Here is a 20,972-nt window from a genome sequence, read left to right as displayed (position 1 = left end):
CGGAGCCGAAGCGTGTGGCTTCGGCTCGAGCAATGGTTAAGCGAAGGCTTTTTTGAAAAACTCCGGCATTGCCAGACTGGCTTTGTGGATGTCGCTGTTGTAATAAACAGTCTCAAAACCCTTGTTGACCGCGTCCTGCTCGCGGAACTTCGACAAGTCGGCTTTGCTGGCCATCGTCGCGCTCCACCAGCCTGATGGATAAATGCATTGCGGGAAGAATACGGTTTGGAAGTTTGCAAATCCGCCTGCTTTCATTTCATCGCGCATTTCCTTGAGAATTTTCATATGCAGCAGGGCTGATTCGCTTTGTTGCACGACGATACCGTTCTCACTCAACGCTCTGAAACAATCTTTATAAAAATCGGCGCAGAACAAGCCTTCGGCGGGGCCAACCGGGTCGGTGCTGTCGACGATGATGATGTCCACGCTATTCGGCGCGGCTTCTTTCACCCACTTGATGCCGTCGATGAATTTCAGGTCGGCGCGCGGATCGTTGTTGGATTCGCATAGCTCGGGGAAATAGATTTCCGCCAAGCGGGTGACGCGCTCGTCGATGTCGATTTGCACGGCTTTTTCGACGCCAGGATGCTTCAGCACTTCCCGTAAAGTACCGCAGTCGCCGCCGCCGATGATCAACACATTTTTCGGGTTGGGATGGGTGAACAACACCGGGTGGCTGATCATCTCGTGATAAAAGAAATTATCCCGAGTCGAGACCATGGTGCAGCCGTCGATTACCATCAGATTGCCGAACTGTTCGGTTTCGTAGATTTCCAGAAACTGAAATTCGGATTGCTCCTCGTGCAGTTTGCGTTTGATTTTTAACGAGAAGGCCGAACCGGAAGGCTCTTGGGCTTCGCTAAACCATTGATCGTCGAGCATGGGAAAGTCCTGTAAAAAGTCATATAACGTTCATCATTATACTTTAGAATTTCTACCTCTTTATGACAGTTAGGATACCGCGCGTGCCGACACAACCCTGGTCGATTGAACAATCCAAGCAGCTTTACGCTATCCAGCAATGGGGTAACGGTTATTTTTCAATTAACGACCAAGGCCATGTCTGCGTGAAGCCGCAAGCCGATTGCGCGACCGAAATCGATCTGTTCGACATTGCCCAGGCCTTGCGGGGCAAGGGCTTGAACTTCCCGGTGCTGGTGCGGTTTACCGATATTTTGTGCGACCGCATCCGCCAGCTGCAGCAGGCCTTCGATCAAGCCAGAGCCGCGAACCATTACAGCGGCCATTACACGCCGGTCTATCCGATCAAGGTTAATCAGCAAGGCAATGTGGTGGAAAGCATTGTTGCCGCCGAGCATATCGGCCTGGAAGCCGGCAGCAAACCGGAATTGTTGGCGATTTTGGGATTGGCCAAACCTGGTGGCACCATCGTCTGTAACGGTTACAAGGACCGGGCTTATATCCGCATGGCTTTGATGGGCCAGTTAATGGGCTTGTCGGTATTCATCGTCATCGAAAAGCCCTCCGAGCTGGAGATGATCATCGAAGAAGCCGCCAAGTTAAAGGTGACGCCGTTGATCGGTTTGCGGGTGCGTTTATCGACTATCAGCGCCGGCAAATGGCAGAACAGCGGCGGCGAGAAATCCAAGTTTGGTTTGCACGCCAGTGAAGTGTTGCAACTGATTGCCCGTTTGCAACAAGTGGACATGCTGCACTGTTTGCAGTTGATGCACTTTCATATGGGTTCACAAATCGCCAATATCCACGACATCAAACTGGCCTTAAAAGAAGCCGGCCAGTTTTACCTGCAATTGCATCAGCTAGGCGCAAACATTACCACCGTTGATGCCGGCGGCGGCCTGGGCGTGGATTACGACGGCAGCGGTTCGCGACGGGAATGTTCGATCAACTACAGCGTCAACGAGTACGCGGAAAACATCGTCCGCGCCTTTGCGGACGTGGCTCAGCAACATGGCTTGCCGCAGCCCAATATCATCACCGAATCCGGCCGGGCCATCACCGCCCACCATGCTGTTTTGATTACCAACGTCACCGAAGTGGAAAGCCTGCAAGGTGCGGCGACGGCGGTGGCGATTAGCGGGCAAAATATCGCCGAGGCTTATCACAATGCCCAATTCAACATGGCTGAAGCCCGTGCCCAGTTCGTGCAAGGCGATTTGTCTTTGACCGATCTGGCCGAAGCCGAAAAGCACTATGTCAGTTTGTGTCAGCAAATTCAGCGCGAGCTGAATCTGGATAACCACCATCACCGGGAAATTTTGCAGGAACTGGATGAAAAACTGGCGGACAAGGTATTCTGCAATTTCTCCTTGTTTCAATCGATGCCGGACATTTGGGGTATCGATCAGATTTTCCCGATTATGCCCATTCATAATCTGCAGCAGCAACCCAACCGGCGTGCGGTCCTGCAAGACTTAACCTGCGATTCGGATGGCCGTATCGATCAATACGTCGATCATCAGAACATCGCCAACACCATGCCGCTACATACCATTGCCGAAGATCAGGACTATCTGATCGGCTTTTTCATGGTCGGCGCCTATCAGGAAATTTTGGGTGATATGCACAATCTATTCGGTGATACGCATTCGATTAACGTGCAGCTGGACGAGCAAGGCTATATTTTCGGCGACTTCATGGAAGGCGAGGATGTCAGCGAACTGCTGGATTATGTGCATATCAATACCGAAGCGTTAAAAACCGCCTACCGGCAAAAGTTGAGCGTCAGCGGATTAACGGCTGCGCAAAAGCAGGCTTTCGAGCAGGAACTGTTGGCCGGATTGAATGCTTATACCTACCTGGAAAAATAGCTAAGGCGATAGAAGGATAGATAAGGGTGCTGCGCCCCAGGCGCTTAAAGGATCGAGGGCGTGCATGAAAATTGTTCTGATGGTTGTGGCATTGCTATTCAGTGGTATGGCTTGTAATAAATCAAAGCCAGCCTTAAGCAAGCTGCCGGATAACGCCGTCATTCTGGCCTTTGGCGATAGCTTGACTTATGGAACCGGTGCTTCGGCCCAGCATGATTACCCCAGCATACTCACGCAACTGACCGGCCGCGAGGTCATTAATGAAGGCGTTCCTGGAGAGATCAGCAGTGCAGGCCGGCAGCGCTTACCGGCATTGCTGGATGAATACAGGCCCGATCTATTAATTTTGATACACGGCGGCAACGATATTTTGCAACAAATCGCGGCGGAGCAAACCCGCGATAATCTGAAAGCCATGATAGCCGAAGCCAGGCAACGCAATATCCCGGTAGTGATCTTCGGTGTGCCGGCGTTTGGGATCGTGTTTTTACATAGCGCGAAAATTTACGAAGAGCTGGCTGCATCTGAAGGCGTACCGAGCGATCTGGATAGTTTGCCTAACATTTTGGCAAATAACGAGCTTAAGTCGGATACGGTCCATCCTAATGATAGGGGGTATCGGCTTTTGGCGGAAAATGTTGTCGCGTTATTGCAAAAACACGGAGCGTTGTAATCGTCCGCGCGGTCTGTTAGTACCCAACTAAGACGCTATAATGGTCCAGACAATATTACGGGGGATATAACATGCGGGTAGGCTTGATCGGATTGGGGGCAATGGGCCAGGGCATGGCGCGCAATCTTGCCAAGGCCGGCTACTTGACCGCGGTTTACAATCGGACCTTTAGTAAAGCCGAGGCATTGGCGGCGGAATTGCAAATCCAGGCTTGCGAGACTATCGAACAACTGGCCGGTCAAGTCGATGTCGTGTTGATCTGTGTGTCGGCGGATAAAGACGTATTGATGGTGGTGGATGCAGTCGCTAAAACCGTTCGCCCTGGTAGTGTAGTGGTGGATATGTCCACGGTCAGCAGTGAAACGGCTACCGTCGCGGCGCAAAAACTTGCGGAAAAGCATGCGGCTTTCCTCGATGCACCGGTATCCGGCGGCGTGGAAGGCGCCAACAAAGGCACGTTGGCCATGATGGTCGGCGGCAGCGCGCAAACCTTGGAGCTGGTTCGGCCCGTGTTGGCGGCCATGACCGCACGCATCGAACATCTGGGCGATGTCGGTGCCGGGCAAGCCTGCAAGGCAGTGAACCAGATTATGTGTGCGGGGATTAACCAAGCGGTGACCGAAGCTTTGGCGTTTGCGGAAGCGCAAGGTTTGCCGATGGACAAAGTCATCGAGGTCGTCAGCGGCGGGGCGGCGGGTAACTGGTTTCTGGAGCATCGCGGCAAGACCATGACGCAACACCAATTCCCGCCAGGATTTAAACTGGCGCTTCATCATAAAGACTTAAAAATAGCCCAGCATATGGCGCAGCATGCCGGCGTGGGTTGTCCGCTAACCATCGCCACGCTGGCGGATTATGCCAAACTGATGGCCAAGGGTTATGGCGACGAGGATATTTCCGCGTTGTATCGATTAAAACAGAAACGATCTTCCAATTAGTTTACAAGGTGTAACGATGAAAATTACGGTGTTTGGTAGTGGATATGTGGGTTTGGTGACGGGCGCCTGTCTGGCCGAAGTGGGCAATCAAGTGCTGTGCATGGATGTTGACCAGCGCAAAATCGACCAACTCAAACAAGGCATCATCCCGATTTACGAACCGGGTTTGGATGAAATGGTCAAGGATAATGTCGCCGCAGGACGTTTGAGCTTTACCACCGATGTTAAAGAGGCCGTGGATTTTGGCTTGTTTCAATTCATCGCCGTCGGTACGCCGCCGGACGAAGATGGCTCGGCTGATTTGAAATACGTGCTGGCCGTGGCGAAAAGCATCGCCGAACACATGAGCGATTATAAAATCGTCGTCGATAAATCCACCGTGCCGGTCGGCACTGCCGACAAGGTCAAACAAGCGATCAAGGACGTATTGGCGGAGCGCAGCCAGGAATTGGAGTTTGACGTCGTCTCCAATCCCGAGTTTTTGAAAGAAGGCTCGGCGCTGGACGATTTCATGAAGCCGGACCGCATCATCATCGGTACCGACAACCCCAGAACCGCCGAATTGTTGAAAGCGCTGTACGCGCCGTTTAACCGCAGCCGCGAGCGGGTGATCACCATGGACATTCGCTCCGCCGAATTGACCAAATACGCCGCCAACGCGATGCTGGCCACCAAAATCAGCTTTATGAACGAACTGGCCAATCTGGCTGAGCGACTGGGTGCTGATATTGAAAACGTCCGGCACGGCATCGGTTCCGACAGCCGTATCGGTTATAGCTTTATCTATCCCGGTTGCGGCTATGGCGGCTCCTGTTTTCCGAAAGACGTCAAAGCCCTGGAGCGCACCGCGCGCGATTACGGTTATCAAGCCGAATTGCTCAGTGCGGTGGAAAACGTCAATGACCGGCAAAAGCACCGTCTGTTTGAAAAAGTTTCCACGCATTATCCGAACGGAGTGAAAGGCAAAACCTTTGCGTTGTGGGGGCTGGCGTTTAAACCCAACACCGACGACATGCGTGAAGCCCCCAGCCGGGTATTGCTGGAAGCCTTGATTGATGCCGGTGCCACAGTGCGAGCCTACGACCCGGAAGCAATGGAAGAAGCGCACCGTATCTACGGCGATAAAGCCGGATTGGTGTATTGCGCCAAGCAGGCGGATACTCTAAGCGACGTGGATGCATTAATCATCGTCACCGAATGGAAACAGTTCCGTAGTCCGGATTTCGATGACTTGAGTCGCTTGTTGAAAGACAAGGTGATATTCGATGGGCGGAATATGTATGAGCCTAGGTTGGTTAAGCAGTTTGGGTTGCAGTATTACGCGATTGGTAGGTAATACTCCTTCTCTTGCTGGAGAGGGGCGGGGTGAGGAGTTTTAGAGGTGTCGCTGGCTTGACGGCTTGATTTAATGTCGGGTCTCGGCCCGACAGCCGAGGTACTTTCTTTTGCTCCGCCAAAAGAAAGTACCCAAAGAAAAGGCGGCCCGGATGCCGCTTATTCCCTGCGCTCCGAAGCTTTCGCCGGGGGTTGACGAAAGGGGCTTCCTGCCCCTTCGTCAACGCGCCGCATCCATGCGACGCCCCAGCGGGCTGATCCCGCCGAAAGCTCCGGTGCTCGGCGCGGCATACGGGAGACCCCCCGCCCCAATCGCAGCTTATTCTTTACGAAGTTTTGTAGGGCGCATTAGCGATAGCGTAATGCGCCGAATGATTTAAGGCCAACATACTACGAATTGCGCCTCACGGCCTTGGTTCCGCAAAGCGCACAAAACTGACAGGGAATATCAGTTGTGGGAAGAAGGTAGCCATCCGCAGATGATCGATAACCCCGAGGTCTTGCGACAGAAATTGGACTACATCCATCTGAATCCGGTCAAACGCGGTTATGTTGATCTACCGGAGCATTGGCGTTATTCGAGTGCTCGGAATTATGCGGGTCAGGAAGGATTATTGCCGGTTTATCGGGATTGGTTTTAGCTGACCGCAGCGCGGCAGGTTTGCATTCCCACGCGGAGCGCTCATCGTTATACACATCTCATTGCGAGATCCTGTTGAGCATTGAGGGCGATGACAAAATCGCGCAAGCGCTGTAAGCCGATCCACATGGCCTTGGCACCCGGTGGACCATCGTGTTTGCGGGCAAAATAACCGCCTAAGCTTGCAATCAGTCGGATTACCTCACCGAGGCGCGGTGGCGTGAGCGGTGGTGGACAGCGCTTGACGACGATATAAGCCGCTCGCCACTCCTGCGGATCGAAAATAATCTCGCAATCCATGTCCGGCGCTGCGCGCGCGAGCATCAGGCTGAATAACACCCGCCAGGCAATAACCATATAGAGCGCCAAACAAGGTAGTAGCCGTTCTTCCGATTCCAGATGTAGCCGCTTGATCTGGCAACCGCTCTTCAATACATGGAAGTACACTTCGATACACCAGCGCACGCCATACCACGCCACCACCGTAGTCGCTTGCTCGAAACTCGCCACAGGCAAACTGGTCAGCAGGAGCCATTCCAAGGGTTCCTTGCCGGCTGGCGGCGTCTCTTCGCGCGCCAGCACCGCGTTGATGCTCAATGCCGGCAGTCGATACCCAATACGCGTTGGCGGCTTGAGGGGCACCGTGGCGGCGCGTACCGTGATATGCGCCAGTCGCGCTGCACGGTTCGGCCGCGACTTGACATTAACCTCGGTATAACCCATGACCGGCGCTTGATCCAGGGCCGACCATAGCCATTTCGCCGCATTTTCCGGCTCGACCAGAAGGTCTCGGTTCTGCGTCGCCCGAACAATCCATTCAGCGCGAGCAGTCGGCGCATAGTCTTGGTATTCGACAAACCATTCGTAAATGTCGCCCTCGCGGTCGGCGAGATTGACCAATAAACTGTCCGGCATTTGCGCCTGTAAGGCACAGCTATCCTGATAGCTTTCGAGCCAGTGCCGACTTTCTTTTTCGTCCACGCCTTTGTGCCGCCGCGCTTGTCGCGGGCTGGCGCCGTCACGCGCCCAATACGCTGCCTTGACGACACCCAAGCAAATCCGCGACGGCGTAAAGGCGATGGTCGGATGTAGTCGGCGCGCATGTTTCGCTATCTCTTTCAAAGTACCGAGACCTTTTGGCCCCAAACAAATGTTTTCGTCGTACTCCGTCGTGTCCTGCGCCAGCAATACGACCGGGCTGCTCTTCATCCGTTCGACCGTGGCATCTCGATGCGGCGCCAGTATCTTTTTGAAAGTCGCCTTATCATTGTCGAAAAACCGGTAAGCGCCCATCGTCTCCTTCCAGCCGCCACAGGCCGCCGGGATGCTGAGCTGGGGATGTTCGCCTAATCGCTCCAGTAACAGTGCCAATCGTTTATTCAGGCGCCGATCTTCCAAATCAGCGGTTTGTACTTCTTCTTCGGCCCAATTGCTCATCGCTGTTCTCCATCATCTATATGCCTCATGCCTCCTGGTAGTTTAGTCGTTGGGAGACTTGTGTATAACGATGAGCGCGGCGCGTGGGAACGAGATGAAACCTGTCGGTAAGAAATGTCTCCGCCACCACTTGCAGTTGCATGTATTTTAGATAAGTTGTTATCGATGCTGTACTCATGGGTTTACTCCTGAATGAGGATGAAGAACTTTAACAGGCTGTTGAAATTTGCCGTCATACCTTCGGTTTCGGCGCCATTTTTCGAAGCGCCGGATGGTCTGGAAGCCCGATTAGGCCTCAAAAACCGGTTTTAGCCGGTTATATTCACTCCGAAGGGGGTTAAATTCCGCCTTTTGGCGGATTTCAGGCGCACTACCGGCTAGACGGTGCTGTAACGCCAGCCGAAAATGGCGCCCATCCGCGTCAGGTTATAGGCGGCAAAGGTAAAAATCGTTTGTGCGGCGACCTTCTTCATCCCGCGGAATTTGGTTTGCCGTAGCGGGCCGACGGTTTTGGCCCAGCCGAAGACCTCTTCGATCCGTTTGCGAACCTAGAGGCTTTTGCGGTATCCGTCGTGTCGGGTGGTGCGGCCGTCAATGGCGGAGCCTTTGTCCTTGCTGGCGACATGCGGGGTGACCTTGCGCTTGCGTAGCTTGGCGACGAAGTCTTTGGTATCGTAATTTTTGTCGGCGCCCAAGGTCGCGCCGGGTTTATGGATCGTACGCTTGACCATGGTTTCGGCTGCTTCACGCTCCGCGGTACTGGTCGCCTGCGTGACTTCGACGTCGACGACCAAGCCATTGCGGTTCTCCATCAAGGCATGGCCAAGAAATGCCAACTGCGACTTGTCGCCCTCGCTCTTTTTGTACAGCCGGGCAACGGGATCGGTGGTGGATGCGTGGGTGTCGTTGCTGCGTTTCTCGCCTTTGAAGTTGACGGTGGGATTGCGACCGCCGTCTTCCGGCGGTGGGGTCGAACCGTCTTTTTTGACGAAGCTTTTATGCGAGGCCCAGGCCTGAATCAGCGTACCGTCGACCGAAAAATGCTCATCGGAGATCAGGTTCTTCCACTCCGCCAAGGCCAGTACCCTTTCGAAAAACAAGCGGCTGATGCGTTCGTTCAACAAGCGGTCTCGGTTGGCACTGAAGGTCGAGTGGTCCCATACCTCATCATCCAAGGTCAAGCCGACGAACCAACGGTACAGCAGGTTGAAGTCGATATGTTCCACCAACTGCCGTTCCGAACGGATGGAAAACAGCACCTGCAGCAGACTGGCGCGGAGCAAGCGTTCAGGCGGAATCGAATCCCGCCCACGACGGGCGTAGAGCGCGTCGAACTCGTCGTCCAGCGTGGCGAGCAACAGATCAACCACTTTGCGCAATTTGCGAAGAGGATGCTTCTTGGGAATCCGCGTTTCCAGGGTTCGGTAACTGAATAGTTCTTCTTGAGTGATGTCGGCGCCGCGCATGGGATCAAGGTAATCTATTGAAGATGGAATCATTTTACCATGCATAACAATACCTTATGAATTGCTCTTGCGATTGACTCAACGAATCAATGCGGCTTGCGGGGGAGATAAAATCAACAGCCTGCTAATAACAAAACGACTTTGGGAAGGAGATGTGCCGGGGCACGACGAACCAAAACCGCGCCAAGCATGAGCCCACCGTTGCCGTCCACCAGAAGTACTCCCGCCGCCAAGGTCGTGCAAATAACCGATGCGCTGTCCCAGCAACTCCCCGGTTTGCAGATCGATCACTTTCAGTGAGCTGCCGGCGATCCACATCTTCCGCTCTTCCGGGGTCTCCAGGTCGTCGTAGGTCACGCCATAGCGCGGCGGCGGATCGCCAGCTGGTTCGCGAGTCAGCACTAAGTCGTACCAAGCTCTATCACCGGGTTTGGCCGGCACTAACTGTTCGCGCGGGATGTAGCCAACTTTACGAAGCAGTTCGCTCCATTCCTTGCCTGTAACCTTGTCGTTTCTTTGCCAACTGCCGGTATAGCGGTAACGTTTACCGTCGCCGGGGTCGATCGCCTCGACGTATTTGAACGCGGGCTGCTGCTTGCACCTATTGGTATCGCCAACCCAGCAATCACGCCCGAAACCGCCATCGTTCAAAAACGATTTAATATAGCCATCGAAACTCATATACCGAATAGAGTGGAAAGTTTTATACAGAACCCTGTCGAAATCCCCAAGACTTTCATAAGGACTCTTGGCCGCATTGCTGTACTGGCTAATGTCAGAATTCTCATCGAACTCGAGTTTCATCAAAAACACCCCATCGACATCATCGACGGTACGATAAATCTTCTCACCCGCGCCTTTACACAGTTCGTGATAGCGGTCCAAGGCCTTGGTCATGGAGGCGAGCTTGGCATCCAGTGCTTGTTGTTTCAGGTGGTTTTGATGGAGCTTATAAGCCACAGGCACCAGGAATATCGCCAGGACCAAACCCATCGTCAGGTATCGGAGCTTAGAGTTATCGATATTGTGCCGGGCGGCGGAAACGCTAAACCACAGCACTACCAGAAAGGTCGCGACAGCTCCTATCGCCACTGCCCAGACGATTAAGCGCAAGGTCCCCGGAGCGATAAACAAATTTAAAAGGTCCCAACCCATGTTTTAATCTCGGTCATTGGTAAAGCCGTAAGGCAAAAGCAGCAGTGGGCTTTGCACTGTATTCCAGTGCGAATTGTATTTTTCAATTTCATATAAACCCCGGTTATATCCAGGACCGTAGATGTATTGAACGACGTGAAGCGCATTGATCGCGAACGATGCACCTCCTTACGTCAGCAGCATATATCTGATCGTAACTAATTGAATTTCAAATCCCCTGTGGGTTTTCTCCCGTATGCCGCACCGAGCACCGGAGCTTTTGAACGGAATAGCCCGTAGGGGCGATGCAGGGATGCATCGCGTTGCCGAAGGGGCAGGAAGCCTCTTTCGGCAACCCCGTTCAAAAGCGAGGAGCGCAGGATCAAAGCGGCATCCGGGTGGCTTTTTCTTTGGATACTTTCTTTTGGACAAGCACAAATTCGCCTGGAGCGAATTTGAACAGCCGATAGGCTGGCCCGAAGGGCGAAAACCAGGGATGGTTTTCGTAGCGAAAGTATCTCGGCTGTCGGGCCGAGACCCGATATTAAAACCAGCCGTCGCGCCAGCGACACATCACAATTAGCTCTTCGACCAACTCAGTGTGAACAGCCCAGTTGTAAGCCAGTCAGCCCAAAAAAGTTAGGAAGACCGAAGCTGACTATGCTTCACCCCATACCCAAAATAAATCATAAACCCAATCACCAGCCAAACGAACAACCTGATCCAGGTATCCACCGGCAATCCCGCCATCAAACTCAAACACACCAAAATCCCGCCAATCGGCACGTAAGGCACGGCTGGGCATTTGAAGTGGCGTTCCATTTTCGGATGGCTGTTACGTAAAATCCAGACGCCGCCGCACACCAACACGAACGCGAACAAAGTGCCGATACTGACCAGCTCGCCAAGCTTCTCGATAGGCATGAAACCGGCGAGTAAGGAGACCGCGACGCCGACTAGGATGGTCGATAAATGCGGTGTTTGATATTTGGGATGCACCTGCGCGAATAGCGGCGGTAACAATTGATCCTTGGCCATTGAGAAGAAAATCCGGCTCTGCCCCATCAGCAGCACCAACATCACCGAAGTCAAACCGGCGATGGCGGCTATTTTAATGATCGGTGACAGCCAGCCCATGCCGACATGATCGACCGCCAGCGCAATGGGTGCTGGGACGTTGAGTTCGGTGTAGGAAATGATGCCGGTCAACACGCCAGCAACCAGAATGTACAGCAAGGTGCAGACCGCCAACGAACCTATGATGCCGATGGGTACGTCGCGCTGCGGGTTGATGGCTTCCTGGGCGGCGGTGGAAACGGCGTCGAAGCCGATGTACGCAAAGAAAATTACCCCGGCCCCGGTCAATACGCCACCGAAGCCGAAAGGCATGAAGTTGGACCAATTTTCTCCTGTTTCTATGTGTTGGGAGCCGGCGACGATGAATACGATGATCACCGACAGTTTGATTAACACCATGACGAAATTGAAGATCGCCGATTGGCGGATGCCGATTACCAGCAGGCCGGTCAGCAATAAAATGATTGCTACCGCCGGTAGATTGATGAAGCCGGCCGCGGGGTTGGCTAAATAAGCAGTGGTGAGATAGGTGGGTAAATGCACGCCAAAGTTTTCCAGAAAACTGGTGAGGTAGCCGGCCCAGCCTATTGCCACCGTGCTGCTGGCCAGGGCGTATTCCAGGATTAAATCCCAGCCTATGATCCAGGCCATTAATTCGCCCATCGTCGCGTAAGCGTAACTGTAGGCACTGCCGGAAACCGGAATCATCGCCGCCAGTTCGCTGTAACACATGGCTGCCAGGCCGCAGGCGATGCCGGCCAAAATGAACGACACTACGATGGCCGGGCCGGCGTATTTGGCTGCGGCAATTCCGGTCAAAACGAAGATGCCGGCGCCGATGACCGCGCCTATGCCCAGGATGGTCAAGTCCTTGGCGGTGAGGGTTTGTTTTAAGCCGTGCTGGACATCGGTCAAAGCTTCGACGGATTTACGTTGCAGTAATTGCTTGGGGATTTGCATGAAGTGGTCTCGATTATTTGGAAGAGGTGGGCTTGACGGAATCGGGCAGGTTTTGGGCGCCGTCGAAGCGGGTGCCGGTCGTCACGGCCTCGGTAAAAATCGCGTCGTGCAGTTTGGCTTGCGAGAAATTGGCGTTGGTCAGATTGGCGCCGGTCAGGTTGGCGCCGTCCATCTCGGCGGAATACAGATCGGCGTTTTGTAAATTGGCGTTATTTAGTTTGGCGTGTTTTAACATGGCCCGGCCAAGCTGGGCGTTGCTAAGATTGGCACCGGTCAAATTGGCGCCTTTCAAGCTGGCGCGCATCAAGCCCATCGATTGATTCTTCATGTCCGCCGCCCATTGCACATTGCTGAGATTGGCGTGGCTTAAATTCGCGCCGTCCATGATCGCCACCACCCGGCTGCCGCTCATATCGGCGTTGCTGAGGTCGGCGTGCATTAGGCTGACGCCGAAGATACTAGTGTTGGATAGGTTGGCAGCGCTTAGCTTGATATTGGTCATCACCGTCAAATCCAGCGTGAGGCCTTGCAGATTGCTTTTATTCAGATTGGAGCGTCGCAGGTCGGCACCCCATAAGTCGGCATTGCGAAAATCCAGATTCGACAAGTCCAGGTCGGTTAGATCCTTACGGCGCAGGTCGGCGGGGTGTTGCTTGTCGGCCTTGGCAAGCATTTGCTCGACTTGGGCGCGGGTGAGATCGGCGGCATGGGCTATGCTTTGACTCGCCAGAAATAGCGCTAGAAATGTTTTGATCGATAAGTTTGTCATTAAAACCTCCGCAATATTGTCATTGTTGATTCGGATAATCCGCTTGGCAGGACCATATTGTCGTTGATAGTAACAGGGTCACAGACAGACTCAACGAGAAAAATGCTGCCCGGATTGTACTTGGATTTTTCTGGGGATTAAGCGGGACGCGGCTAAGGGAGGTTGTGGGTGGCCGCGCGGCCCCAGTTAAACGTAGCTTGCTGAATTGCTGTTACATTACAATGCCTTCGATGAGCCAGATATTTTCGATTTTTTCAGCGTTGCACCAATCACTCTAAAAGAAACATAACATGACAGAAACTTCGCTAGCCGCGCTTATCGTTGATTTGGATGGCACGCTGACGCCCACCGACACCTTAGTCGAATCGGTATTACAGGTCTGTAAACGGCAGCCGCACGCTATATTCAAATTGCCGTTTTGGTTAGCGAAGGGCCGAGCGGCGTTTAAAGCGCGCGTGGCGCAAGCAGCGGCCGTTGATGTCGAGAGTTTGCCTTATCGGACTGATTTGCTGGAGTATTTGCGCGCGGAAAAACGCAAAGGTAGACAGTTGGTGTTGGCTACCGCTGCGCATACCAATATTGCCGATGCGGTTGCCAAGCATCTGGATTTGTTCGATAAAGTGTTAGGCAGCGACGAAAGCCGAAATTTAAAAGGTGTCAACAAGCTGGAGGCCATCCGCGAGGCGGTGGGGCCGAATTTTGTCTATGCGGGTGACAGCAAGGCCGATTTGCCGATTTGGCGAGCCGCGCAAGCCGCAATCCTGGTTAATACTTCAAAGCCGGTCGCGAAATTCGTGCGGGAACATACACCGATAGAACAGGAATTTACCGCCAACCTGAATCAAATCCGGTTGTGGTTGCGCGCGCTGCGGGTGCACCAATGGCTGAAAAATTTGTTGATATTCGTGCCGCTGCTAACGGCTTTTTCGTTTGATGATTTGGATAAGTTGGGTACCGTTGTAGTGGGCTTCTTCGGGTTTTCCTTGGCCGCGTCCGCCACGTATATGGGTAACGATTTGTGGGACCTGGACAGCGACCGTAATCATCCGCGTAAGAAATTTAGGCCGTTTGCCAGCGCTGAATTGCCCATTCTGAAAGGTCTGGCAGCCGCTTGCGGGCTATTGCTGACCGGCCTGATGTTAGCGCTCGCCGTGTCGCAGGCCTTTTTGGGCATGTTGCTGTTGTATTTATTCGTCACCACTACGTATACATGGCTATTGAAATCCTATGTATTGATCGATGTAATGGTGCTATCTCTGCTGTATACGCTCAGGATTATTGCCGGTTCCGTGGCCGCGTCGGTAGCGACCAGTTCCTGGCTGTTGGCTTTTTCGGTGTTTATCTTTTTCAGTCTGGCTTTAGTCAAGCGTTGTTCCGAACTGGTCGCTTTGCAACAAAAAGGCCGGGAAACCACACACGGCCGCGATTATCGGGCGGTGGATCTGGTAGTGCTTTGGCCCTTGGGTGTCAGTTCCGCGTTGTGCGCGGTGGTGGTGTTTGGTTTATTTATTACCTCGGCGGAGACTCAGATACGTTACCTAAATCCGCAGCTGTTATGGTTTGTGGCGATAGGCCTGATTTATTGGTTAGCACGCCTGTGGATTAAAACCGCTCGCGGGGAAATGCACGATGACCCGCTGGTGTTTGCGGTTCGCGACTTCGGTAGTCGGATCACAGTGCTCTTGATGCTGTTCGCCACATTAGCCGCTCATTTTTCACATTGGGAATAAGCCATGCAAATTCTACTGATCGCTATTTTTAGCATCGTCCTGTCTGTCGCCGCGCAGTTTATGTTGAAACTTGGCATGTCCAGTGTGGATGTCAAGCAGGCGATGGCCGGGCCGCTGACACCACGCCTGCCTTGGATCGTATTTACCAACAAATTTGTGTTTGCCGGGTTTACCTTATACGGTGTCGGCGCCATAGTTTGGTTGAAGGTTTTGGCATCCTGGGATGTCAGTAAAGCCTATCCCTTGGTAGGACTGGGTTTCGCATTAACCGTGCTGATCGGCATGCTGCTCGGCGAGACTGTCACTGCTTTCCGCGTCTTGGGCATTTTGCTGATTTGCGAGGGCGTTTGGCTGGTAGCCAATTCCTGACCCTGTTACGAGATAACTAATAAGTATGACTTGGCAATTCAGAGCTCTTTTACATCAATTATGCATTCTGTCAGCGATGTCGCTCATGCTGATGGTGCATATGCACTACCGGTCGCCGAGTTTTCCGTTTACGCCTGACAGCGCCAGCTATATCGAACAAGCCAGAAATTTTCTCAATTCAGGCAGCTTGCTGATTACTCCGTATGGCTTGGCGCCGGGAGATCAGGATCAGGTCGAGAATCGTTTGTTTCCCGTGGGTTTTGCTGTCGTTCTGGCGGCCGTTTCCAGTTTCGGTATCGATGCGAAAGATGCCGCGATAGGTTTGGCGCATTTTTCTGCCATTACATTGCCGTGGTTATTATTTTTCAGTTTTCGGCAGAGCCTTGGACCACTTTATGCTTTGCTGCTGGCCGGATTAGCAGCGTTATCACCCGGTGTGCTCAAGCATTCGCTGATGGGGCTGACCGATGTATTCGGTTTATGGTTAGCGGTGGCTGTTATTGGGTTGACGCTTAACTCGCGGTCCATCGTCGGCTTTATCTTCGCTGGTTTGCTTGCCGGTATGGCTTACGCAATCAGAAATGCGCATTTAGCGCTGCTGGCTAGCGTTATTTGTTATTTTTGCTACTGCTGGTTAAGCAGTGCCGCTGGGGAACGGCGCGTTGTTTTGCTGCGCGCTGTTGCGGCGATGTTTGGCATGGCCGTGGTCGTAGCGCCGCTGCTGCTCAGAAATATAGTGATGTTTGGGTCGCTGAATCCCTATGTGATGGGGCCAAGCACGATAGGTTTTGTCGAGAATTTACGCACCTATATCGAGGCTTTGCTAAAGGATGCAACGGCTTGTAGCGAATGTGCCCGGTATGTGGCTTGGTCGCTGCCTGGTTTACTGGGATTCGGGGTTTTGATTATTGCCTCTGCCTACGCGGCTTATAAATACCGTTGCTCCAATCTACCGACTTTCGGTAAAAAAACCTTGGCTATTTCAACTATTTATCTGGTCATGGGGTCCTGTGTGGTCGTTGCTGCCCGTACCCGCTATCAATGGGGCGAGGTGATTAATCTTCGCCACACCCTGCAATATTCGCCTTTTTTATGGGCTGGAATGTTTGCGCTGTTGGCTGATCATGGCAGGCAGCCCGCTATTATTGCCTGGAAGCAGGCCAAATTGGCGATTTCTGTTTGCTTGGTGTTTTTCCATGCTAGCTATGCGGTCAATTCGGAGAGTTTCCGCAACAGCGATAACGACTACCCGAAATTGGCGCAGGCATTTTCAATTGGAAAAGCCTATTTGTGCGGCAATCAGGCAGATACTTACTTGGTATCGAACTGGGCGCATGTGTTTCGGATAGAGTGCGGCGCACGAGTCCGCCAGATTGAAGCCATTGCCGCAGGGACAAAGGGTGGTGAAATGCGAGCGTTCATGTCCGCAGGTGATGGGTATATGTCAGTGCTCGAAGCTGTCAGTGACATAAAACAGCAAGCCGGCAGCAGACCAATTCGCGTCGGTTTATTTCCGGGCCGATTCGGTGTGGAATCTGAAAATTTGCCTTTGTCAGCCGTTGATGAACGGCAAATAGTGGCAAATGGCTGGCATATTATTAAAAACGATCAACAGGGCCTGATTCTGGAATATCCAAAAGTCGGCTCAGAGCAAATGAATTTGCAATGACTCGTTATCGCAAAAATGTGTTTAAGACCGCGCTGGATTTTGACAACAAGCAGTTGAATCTGTGTGTGGCCAAAATTAACGCGCAACAGGCCTTGCTGACCATTGTCAGGACGGCGTTACCGGCTGAGATTGCTCCGCATGCTCAACATTGCGTAGCGTCAGGTGCGCAGATGCTGTTGTACTGCGATTCGGCCAGCTGGGCATCGCAAATTCGGTTTTTCAATCGAGCGATTTTAGACAAATTGCATGATGCGGGGCATCCCTATATTGTCCGCTTGCAAGTACGGATTGTGCCGCCGACAGGCGAGCCGATTCGGCCAAAACGCACGCCGCGCTTGCCGTCAGCGGAAAATGTCGGTTTGATCGCACAGCAGATTAAGCAGGCGGACCAACAGGATGTTTTGGCGGCGGCTTTGGCGCGTTTGGGTGCTACGTTGGCGAAACGCTTGCGGGAAGATTAGTAGGTTTTGGCAGGATTGTGGCCGATCAAGTTGACCGGCCACGGCACAGCTTAATGTCTGTGTGATGCGGGATTAGCCTGTCGCGCGTGCCGATGTTTGCGCGGAATGCATAAAGGAAATCGGTGCGTCCTCGGCATTTTCGAAAGTCACCATTTCCCAGGCGTCTTTGTCGTTCATCAGGCTCAGCAGCAACTTGTTGTTCAGCGCGTGGCCGGATTTAAAACCCTGGTATTCGCCAATCAGACTGTAACCCAGCAAATACAAGTCGCCGATGGCGTCGAGAATTTTGTGTTTCACAAATTCGTCCGCGTAACGCAGGCCGTCTTCGTTCAACACTTTATCGTCGTCCACCACGATGGCGTTATCCAGACTGCCGCCCAGCGCCAGATTATTCTCGCGTAAAAACTCGATGTCCTTCATAAAGCCGAAAGTACGGGCCCGGCTGACTTCTTTTACAAAAGTCGTCGAAGAGAAATCCATCACCGCTGTTTTCAAATGCTCGGAAAACGCCGGATGTTCGAAATCGATGGTAAAGGTAACTTTAAAACCCTCGAACGGTTCGAACGCGGCCCATTTATCGCCGTCTTCCACGCGGATTGCGCGCTTGATACGAATATATTGTTTGGGGACGTCCTGTTCGACCACGCCGGCCGATTGCAACAGAAACACAAACGGACCGGCGCTGCCGTCCATGATAGGCACTTCGGCGGCGCTGACATCGACAATCGCATTGTCTATGCCCAAACCGGCCAAAGCTGACAGCAAATGTTCGACGGTGGACACCTTAACGCCGTCGCGGACCAAAGTCGTGGACAGCTTGGTTTCGCCGACATTTTCAGGGCGCGCGGCTATCATCACCGGAGTTTCCAAATCCACGCGGCGAAAACGGATGCCGGTATCGGGCTCGGAGGGGTGCAGGGTCAGATACACTTTATCGCCGGTATGCAAACCAACGCCGGTGGCTCTGATGGTGTTTTTTAAAGTACGCTGTTTAATCATGAAATGCCGACAAATAGGTAAAACAAAGCCGGGGAGTCTATCACAGATTATGCGATAGCTCCCCCCGAACTTGGTTGTGCAGCCTCATAAGGACTCGTGGCAAGCGGACCTTAGTCTGCTTGACGTCTCAAGAAAGCCGGTACATCCAAGTAATCCAAATCGACGTCGTTTCTAGGTTGCGCGCCGAAGCGGGATTCCCGAGTCGATTCCTGTTTTTGCTGGCGGACGATGGTCGGTTTGTCCAATTGATCGTAATTGATCTCGCCGGCCGCGACTTTTTTCACCAGACTGATAGGCGAAGCCGCTTGCTTGGCTTTTTCACCCATACCGGTGGCGACGACGGTGACTTTAATTTCCTGCCCCATCGCTGGATTAACTGCCATACCGATTTTCATGTCGGCGTCTTCGGAAGCGAAGGCGTGCATGATGCTGCCGATTTCGTCGAACTCGTTCAAGCCCAAGTCGCCGTTGGAGGTGACGTTCACCAAAATGCCGCGCGCGCCTTGCAGATTGTTGTCGTCCAACAATGGGCAGGCAATGGCTTTTTCCGCCGCTAAACGGGCGCGATTTTCGCCGCTGGCGACGCCGGTGCCCATGATGGCGCTGCCCATATTGGACATCACGGTTTTCACGTCGGCAAAGTCGACGTTCATCAAGCCAGGGTGAGTAATCAGCTCGGTGATACCTTGTACCGCGTCGCGCAACACGTCGTTAGCGGCGCGGAATGCTTCTACCAGCGATTTATTGTTGCCCAAAGTCGGCAGCAGTTTTTGGTTAGGAATGATGATCAAGGAATCGACCAGTTTTTCCAGTTCGCGTAAACCGGCATCGGCCACGCCTTTTTTCTTGGAACCTTCAAAATCAAAAGGTTTGGATACGACAGCGACTGTCAACACGCCCAGCTCTTTCGCCACTTCGGCAAATACCGCGATGGCACCGGTACCGGTACCGCCGCCCATACCAGCGGTCAGAAACACCATGTCGGCGCCGGCAATGACTTCGCGGATGCGGTCGCGATTTTCTTCAGCCGCCGCTCTACCGACTTCAGGGCGAGTGCCCGCTCCCAGGCCTTTGGTGAGTTCAACACCCAATTGCACGATGGACTCTACATTCATTTCCCGCAGGGCTTGGGCATCGGTGTTGGCGCAGATAAACTGCACGCCGTCGATACCGTCTTCCACCATGTGGTTAACCGCGTTGCCGCCACCGCCACCCACGCCGATGACTTTGATAACCGCGGTGCCGCTACTATCCAATAATTCATATTTCATTTTCACACCCTCCAGACAAAAAATTAAAAATTTCCTTGAAACCAGCTTTTGATTTTTGACAACAGATCCGCGCCATCATCGTTCATGCCTAACGCCCGGCCGTGATGATCCTTGCCGTACAGCAACAAACCCACCGCGGTCGAATAAATCGGGTTTTCCGCTACATCGGTCAATCCGGATACATGCAGCGGTACCCCCATGCGAACCGGCATATGGAAGATTTCCTCCGCCAATTCGACCAATCCCCTCACTTGCGAACTGCCACCGGTAATCACCATGCCGGCGGCAATTAAATCTTCATAACCACTTCTTCTTAACTCTGCTTGCACCAACAACATCAATTCTTCATAACGCGGCTCGACGATTTCCGCCAGATTCTGCGCGGAAATTTTGCGCGGCTCGCGGTCGCCGATGCTGGGCACCGCGATGGTTTGTTGCGGATCGGCCAATTGCGTCAACGCGCAAGCGTATTGGCGTTTGATCTCCTCCGCGTTTTTGGTCGGTGTGCGCAGCGCCACAGCGATGTCGTTGGTCACCTGATCGCCGGCGATGGGAATCACCGCCGTGTGCTTGATCGCGCCTTCCGAGAAAATCGCAATATCGGTCGTGCCGCCGCCGATGTCGATCAGGCAGACGCCCAGATCTTTTTCATCGTCAGTCAATACCGCCGCGCAGGAGGCCAGTTGCTCCAACACGATGTCGTCCACATCCAGCCCGCATTTACGGATACATTTGACGATGTTCTGTTCGGCACTGACGCTGCTGGTGACCATGTGCACCTTGGCTTCCAAACGAATGCCGGACATGCCGATGGGCTCCTTGATGCCTTCCTGCTGGTCGATCACAAACTCCTGCGGCAGGATGTGCAGGATTTTCTGATCGGCCGGAATCGCCACTGCCCGCGCCGAATCGATCACTCTATCGATGTCGTGCTGGGTCACTTCCTTTTCCTTGATGGCGACGATGCCGTGCGAATTCAGGCTTTTGATATGGCTGCCGGCAATCCCGGCAAATACCGATTTGATCTGGCAGCCCGCCATCAATTCGGCTTCTTCTATCGCCCGCTGGATGGAGTGCACGGTCGATTCCAGATTGACCACGATGCCTTTTTTCAAGCCCTTGGACGGTGCGGTGCCGATGCCAATCACTTCGATTTCGTCGCCACCGCGGTATTCACCAACGATAGCAGCCACTTTCGACGTGCCTATATCCAGCCCCACTAATAAATTTCGATCTGTCTTTTTGGCCATTG

General features: G+C 53.2%; 16 protein-coding genes and 2 pseudogenes. 9 read left to right on the top strand and 9 right to left on the bottom strand.

What is annotated here, in order from left to right; translation table 11 throughout:
- Window positions 1-36: 36 nt before the first annotated feature.
- Window positions 37-882 (bottom strand): polyamine aminopropyltransferase, encoded by an 846-nt coding sequence (gene speE, locus ACMXD4_RS21585; RefSeq protein ID WP_415879332.1) that lies wholly within the window; start codon window positions 880-882, stop codon window positions 37-39.
- Window positions 883-965: 83 nt separating this feature from the next.
- Between speE and speA the strand changes: the two genes are divergently transcribed.
- The 5 genes and pseudogenes from speA to ACMXD4_RS21560 form a co-directional block, all read left to right on the top strand.
- Window positions 966-2,792 (top strand): biosynthetic arginine decarboxylase, encoded by a 1,827-nt coding sequence (speA, locus tag ACMXD4_RS21580; protein ID WP_415879331.1) that lies wholly within the window; start codon window positions 966-968, stop codon window positions 2,790-2,792.
- 64 nt (window positions 2,793-2,856) lie between these two features.
- Window positions 2,857-3,465 (top strand): GDSL-type esterase/lipase family protein, encoded by a 609-nt coding sequence (locus ACMXD4_RS21575; RefSeq protein WP_415879330.1) that lies wholly within the window; start codon window positions 2,857-2,859, stop codon window positions 3,463-3,465.
- Window positions 3,466-3,536: 71 nt separating this feature from the next.
- Window positions 3,537-4,403, top strand: coding sequence for an NAD(P)-dependent oxidoreductase (locus ACMXD4_RS21570; RefSeq protein WP_415879329.1), 867 nt, complete (start codon window positions 3,537-3,539; stop codon window positions 4,401-4,403).
- Between the two features lie 16 nt (window positions 4,404-4,419).
- A complete protein-coding gene (locus tag ACMXD4_RS21565; RefSeq protein ID WP_415879328.1) occupies window positions 4,420-5,739 on the top strand; it encodes a UDP-glucose dehydrogenase family protein in 1,320 nt (439 codons plus the stop codon).
- Between the two features lie 412 nt (window positions 5,740-6,151).
- A pseudogene (locus tag ACMXD4_RS21560) lies at window positions 6,152-6,379 on the top strand (transposase); the annotation flags it as partial.
- 47 nt (window positions 6,380-6,426) lie between these two features.
- Here the strand turns inward: ACMXD4_RS21560 and ACMXD4_RS21555 are convergent.
- The 5 genes and pseudogenes from ACMXD4_RS21555 to ACMXD4_RS21535 all read right to left on the bottom strand — a co-directional run bounded on the left by ACMXD4_RS21555 (window position 6,427) and on the right by ACMXD4_RS21535 (window position 13,221).
- The gene (locus ACMXD4_RS21555; protein ID WP_415878602.1) at window positions 6,427-7,815 is read right to left on the bottom strand and encodes an IS4 family transposase; all 1,389 of its coding nucleotides are present in this window, start codon (window positions 7,813-7,815) and stop codon (window positions 6,427-6,429) included.
- A gap of 377 nt (window positions 7,816-8,192) precedes the next feature.
- A pseudogene (locus ACMXD4_RS21550) lies at window positions 8,193-9,281 on the bottom strand (IS5 family transposase).
- 78 nt (window positions 9,282-9,359) lie between these two features.
- Window positions 9,360-10,436 carry a hypothetical protein gene (locus ACMXD4_RS21545; protein WP_415879327.1) on the bottom strand — a complete coding sequence of 359 codons (1,077 nt, stop codon included), beginning with the start codon at window positions 10,434-10,436 and terminating at the stop codon, window positions 9,360-9,362.
- 618 nt (window positions 10,437-11,054) lie between these two features.
- Window positions 11,055-12,452: an amino acid permease gene (locus ACMXD4_RS21540; RefSeq protein ID WP_415879326.1), complete on the bottom strand. Its 1,398-nt coding sequence runs from the start codon at window positions 12,450-12,452 to the stop codon at window positions 11,055-11,057.
- A gap of 13 nt (window positions 12,453-12,465) precedes the next feature.
- Window positions 12,466-13,221, bottom strand: a complete 756-nt coding sequence (locus tag ACMXD4_RS21535; RefSeq protein WP_415879325.1) for a pentapeptide repeat-containing protein — start codon at window positions 13,219-13,221, stop codon at window positions 12,466-12,468.
- Between the two features lie 290 nt (window positions 13,222-13,511).
- Here ACMXD4_RS21535 and ACMXD4_RS21530 point away from each other — a divergent pair, with 290 nt between their 5' ends.
- The 4 genes from ACMXD4_RS21530 (at window position 13,512) to ACMXD4_RS21515 (ending at window position 17,450) form a co-directional block, all read left to right on the top strand.
- The gene (locus ACMXD4_RS21530; protein WP_415879324.1) at window positions 13,512-14,951 is read left to right on the top strand and encodes a UbiA family prenyltransferase; all 1,440 of its coding nucleotides are present in this window, start codon (window positions 13,512-13,514) and stop codon (window positions 14,949-14,951) included.
- Window positions 14,952-14,954: 3 nt separating this feature from the next.
- On the top strand, window positions 14,955-15,320 hold the full coding sequence (locus ACMXD4_RS21525; RefSeq protein WP_033156796.1) for a membrane protein: 366 nt from the start codon (window positions 14,955-14,957) through the stop codon (window positions 15,318-15,320).
- Window positions 15,321-15,396: 76 nt separating this feature from the next.
- Complete coding sequence (locus ACMXD4_RS21520; protein ID WP_415879323.1) at window positions 15,397-16,989, top strand: hypothetical protein; 1,593 nt, start codon at window positions 15,397-15,399, stop codon at window positions 16,987-16,989.
- Window positions 16,986-17,450, top strand: a complete 465-nt coding sequence (locus tag ACMXD4_RS21515; RefSeq protein WP_415879322.1) for a DciA family protein — start codon at window positions 16,986-16,988, stop codon at window positions 17,448-17,450. Before ACMXD4_RS21520 ends, ACMXD4_RS21515 begins: the two co-directional genes overlap by 4 nt.
- Before the next feature lie 72 nt (window positions 17,451-17,522).
- Here ACMXD4_RS21515 and lpxC read toward each other — a convergent pair whose 3' ends face one another.
- The 3 genes from lpxC to ftsA all read right to left on the bottom strand — a co-directional run bounded on the left by lpxC (window position 17,523) and on the right by ftsA (window position 20,970).
- Window positions 17,523-18,449, bottom strand: coding sequence for a UDP-3-O-acyl-N-acetylglucosamine deacetylase (gene lpxC / locus ACMXD4_RS21510; protein ID WP_033156794.1), 927 nt, complete (start codon window positions 18,447-18,449; stop codon window positions 17,523-17,525).
- Between the two features lie 110 nt (window positions 18,450-18,559).
- Window positions 18,560-19,720 carry a cell division protein FtsZ gene (gene ftsZ, locus ACMXD4_RS21505; protein WP_033156793.1) on the bottom strand — a complete coding sequence of 387 codons (1,161 nt, stop codon included), beginning with the start codon at window positions 19,718-19,720 and terminating at the stop codon, window positions 18,560-18,562.
- Between the two features lie 23 nt (window positions 19,721-19,743).
- Entirely contained in the window at window positions 19,744-20,970 is a 1,227-nt protein-coding gene (ftsA, locus tag ACMXD4_RS21500) for a cell division protein FtsA (RefSeq protein WP_020483769.1), read from the bottom strand.
- Window positions 20,971-20,972: the final 2 nt, after the last annotated feature.

The organism is Methylomonas sp. TEB (assembly GCF_047777895.1).
Taxonomy (GTDB): domain Bacteria; phylum Pseudomonadota; class Gammaproteobacteria; order Methylococcales; family Methylomonadaceae; genus Methylomonas.
Note: the sequence above shows the minus strand (reverse complement) of the source record. Positions and strands in the feature narration are given on the sequence as shown.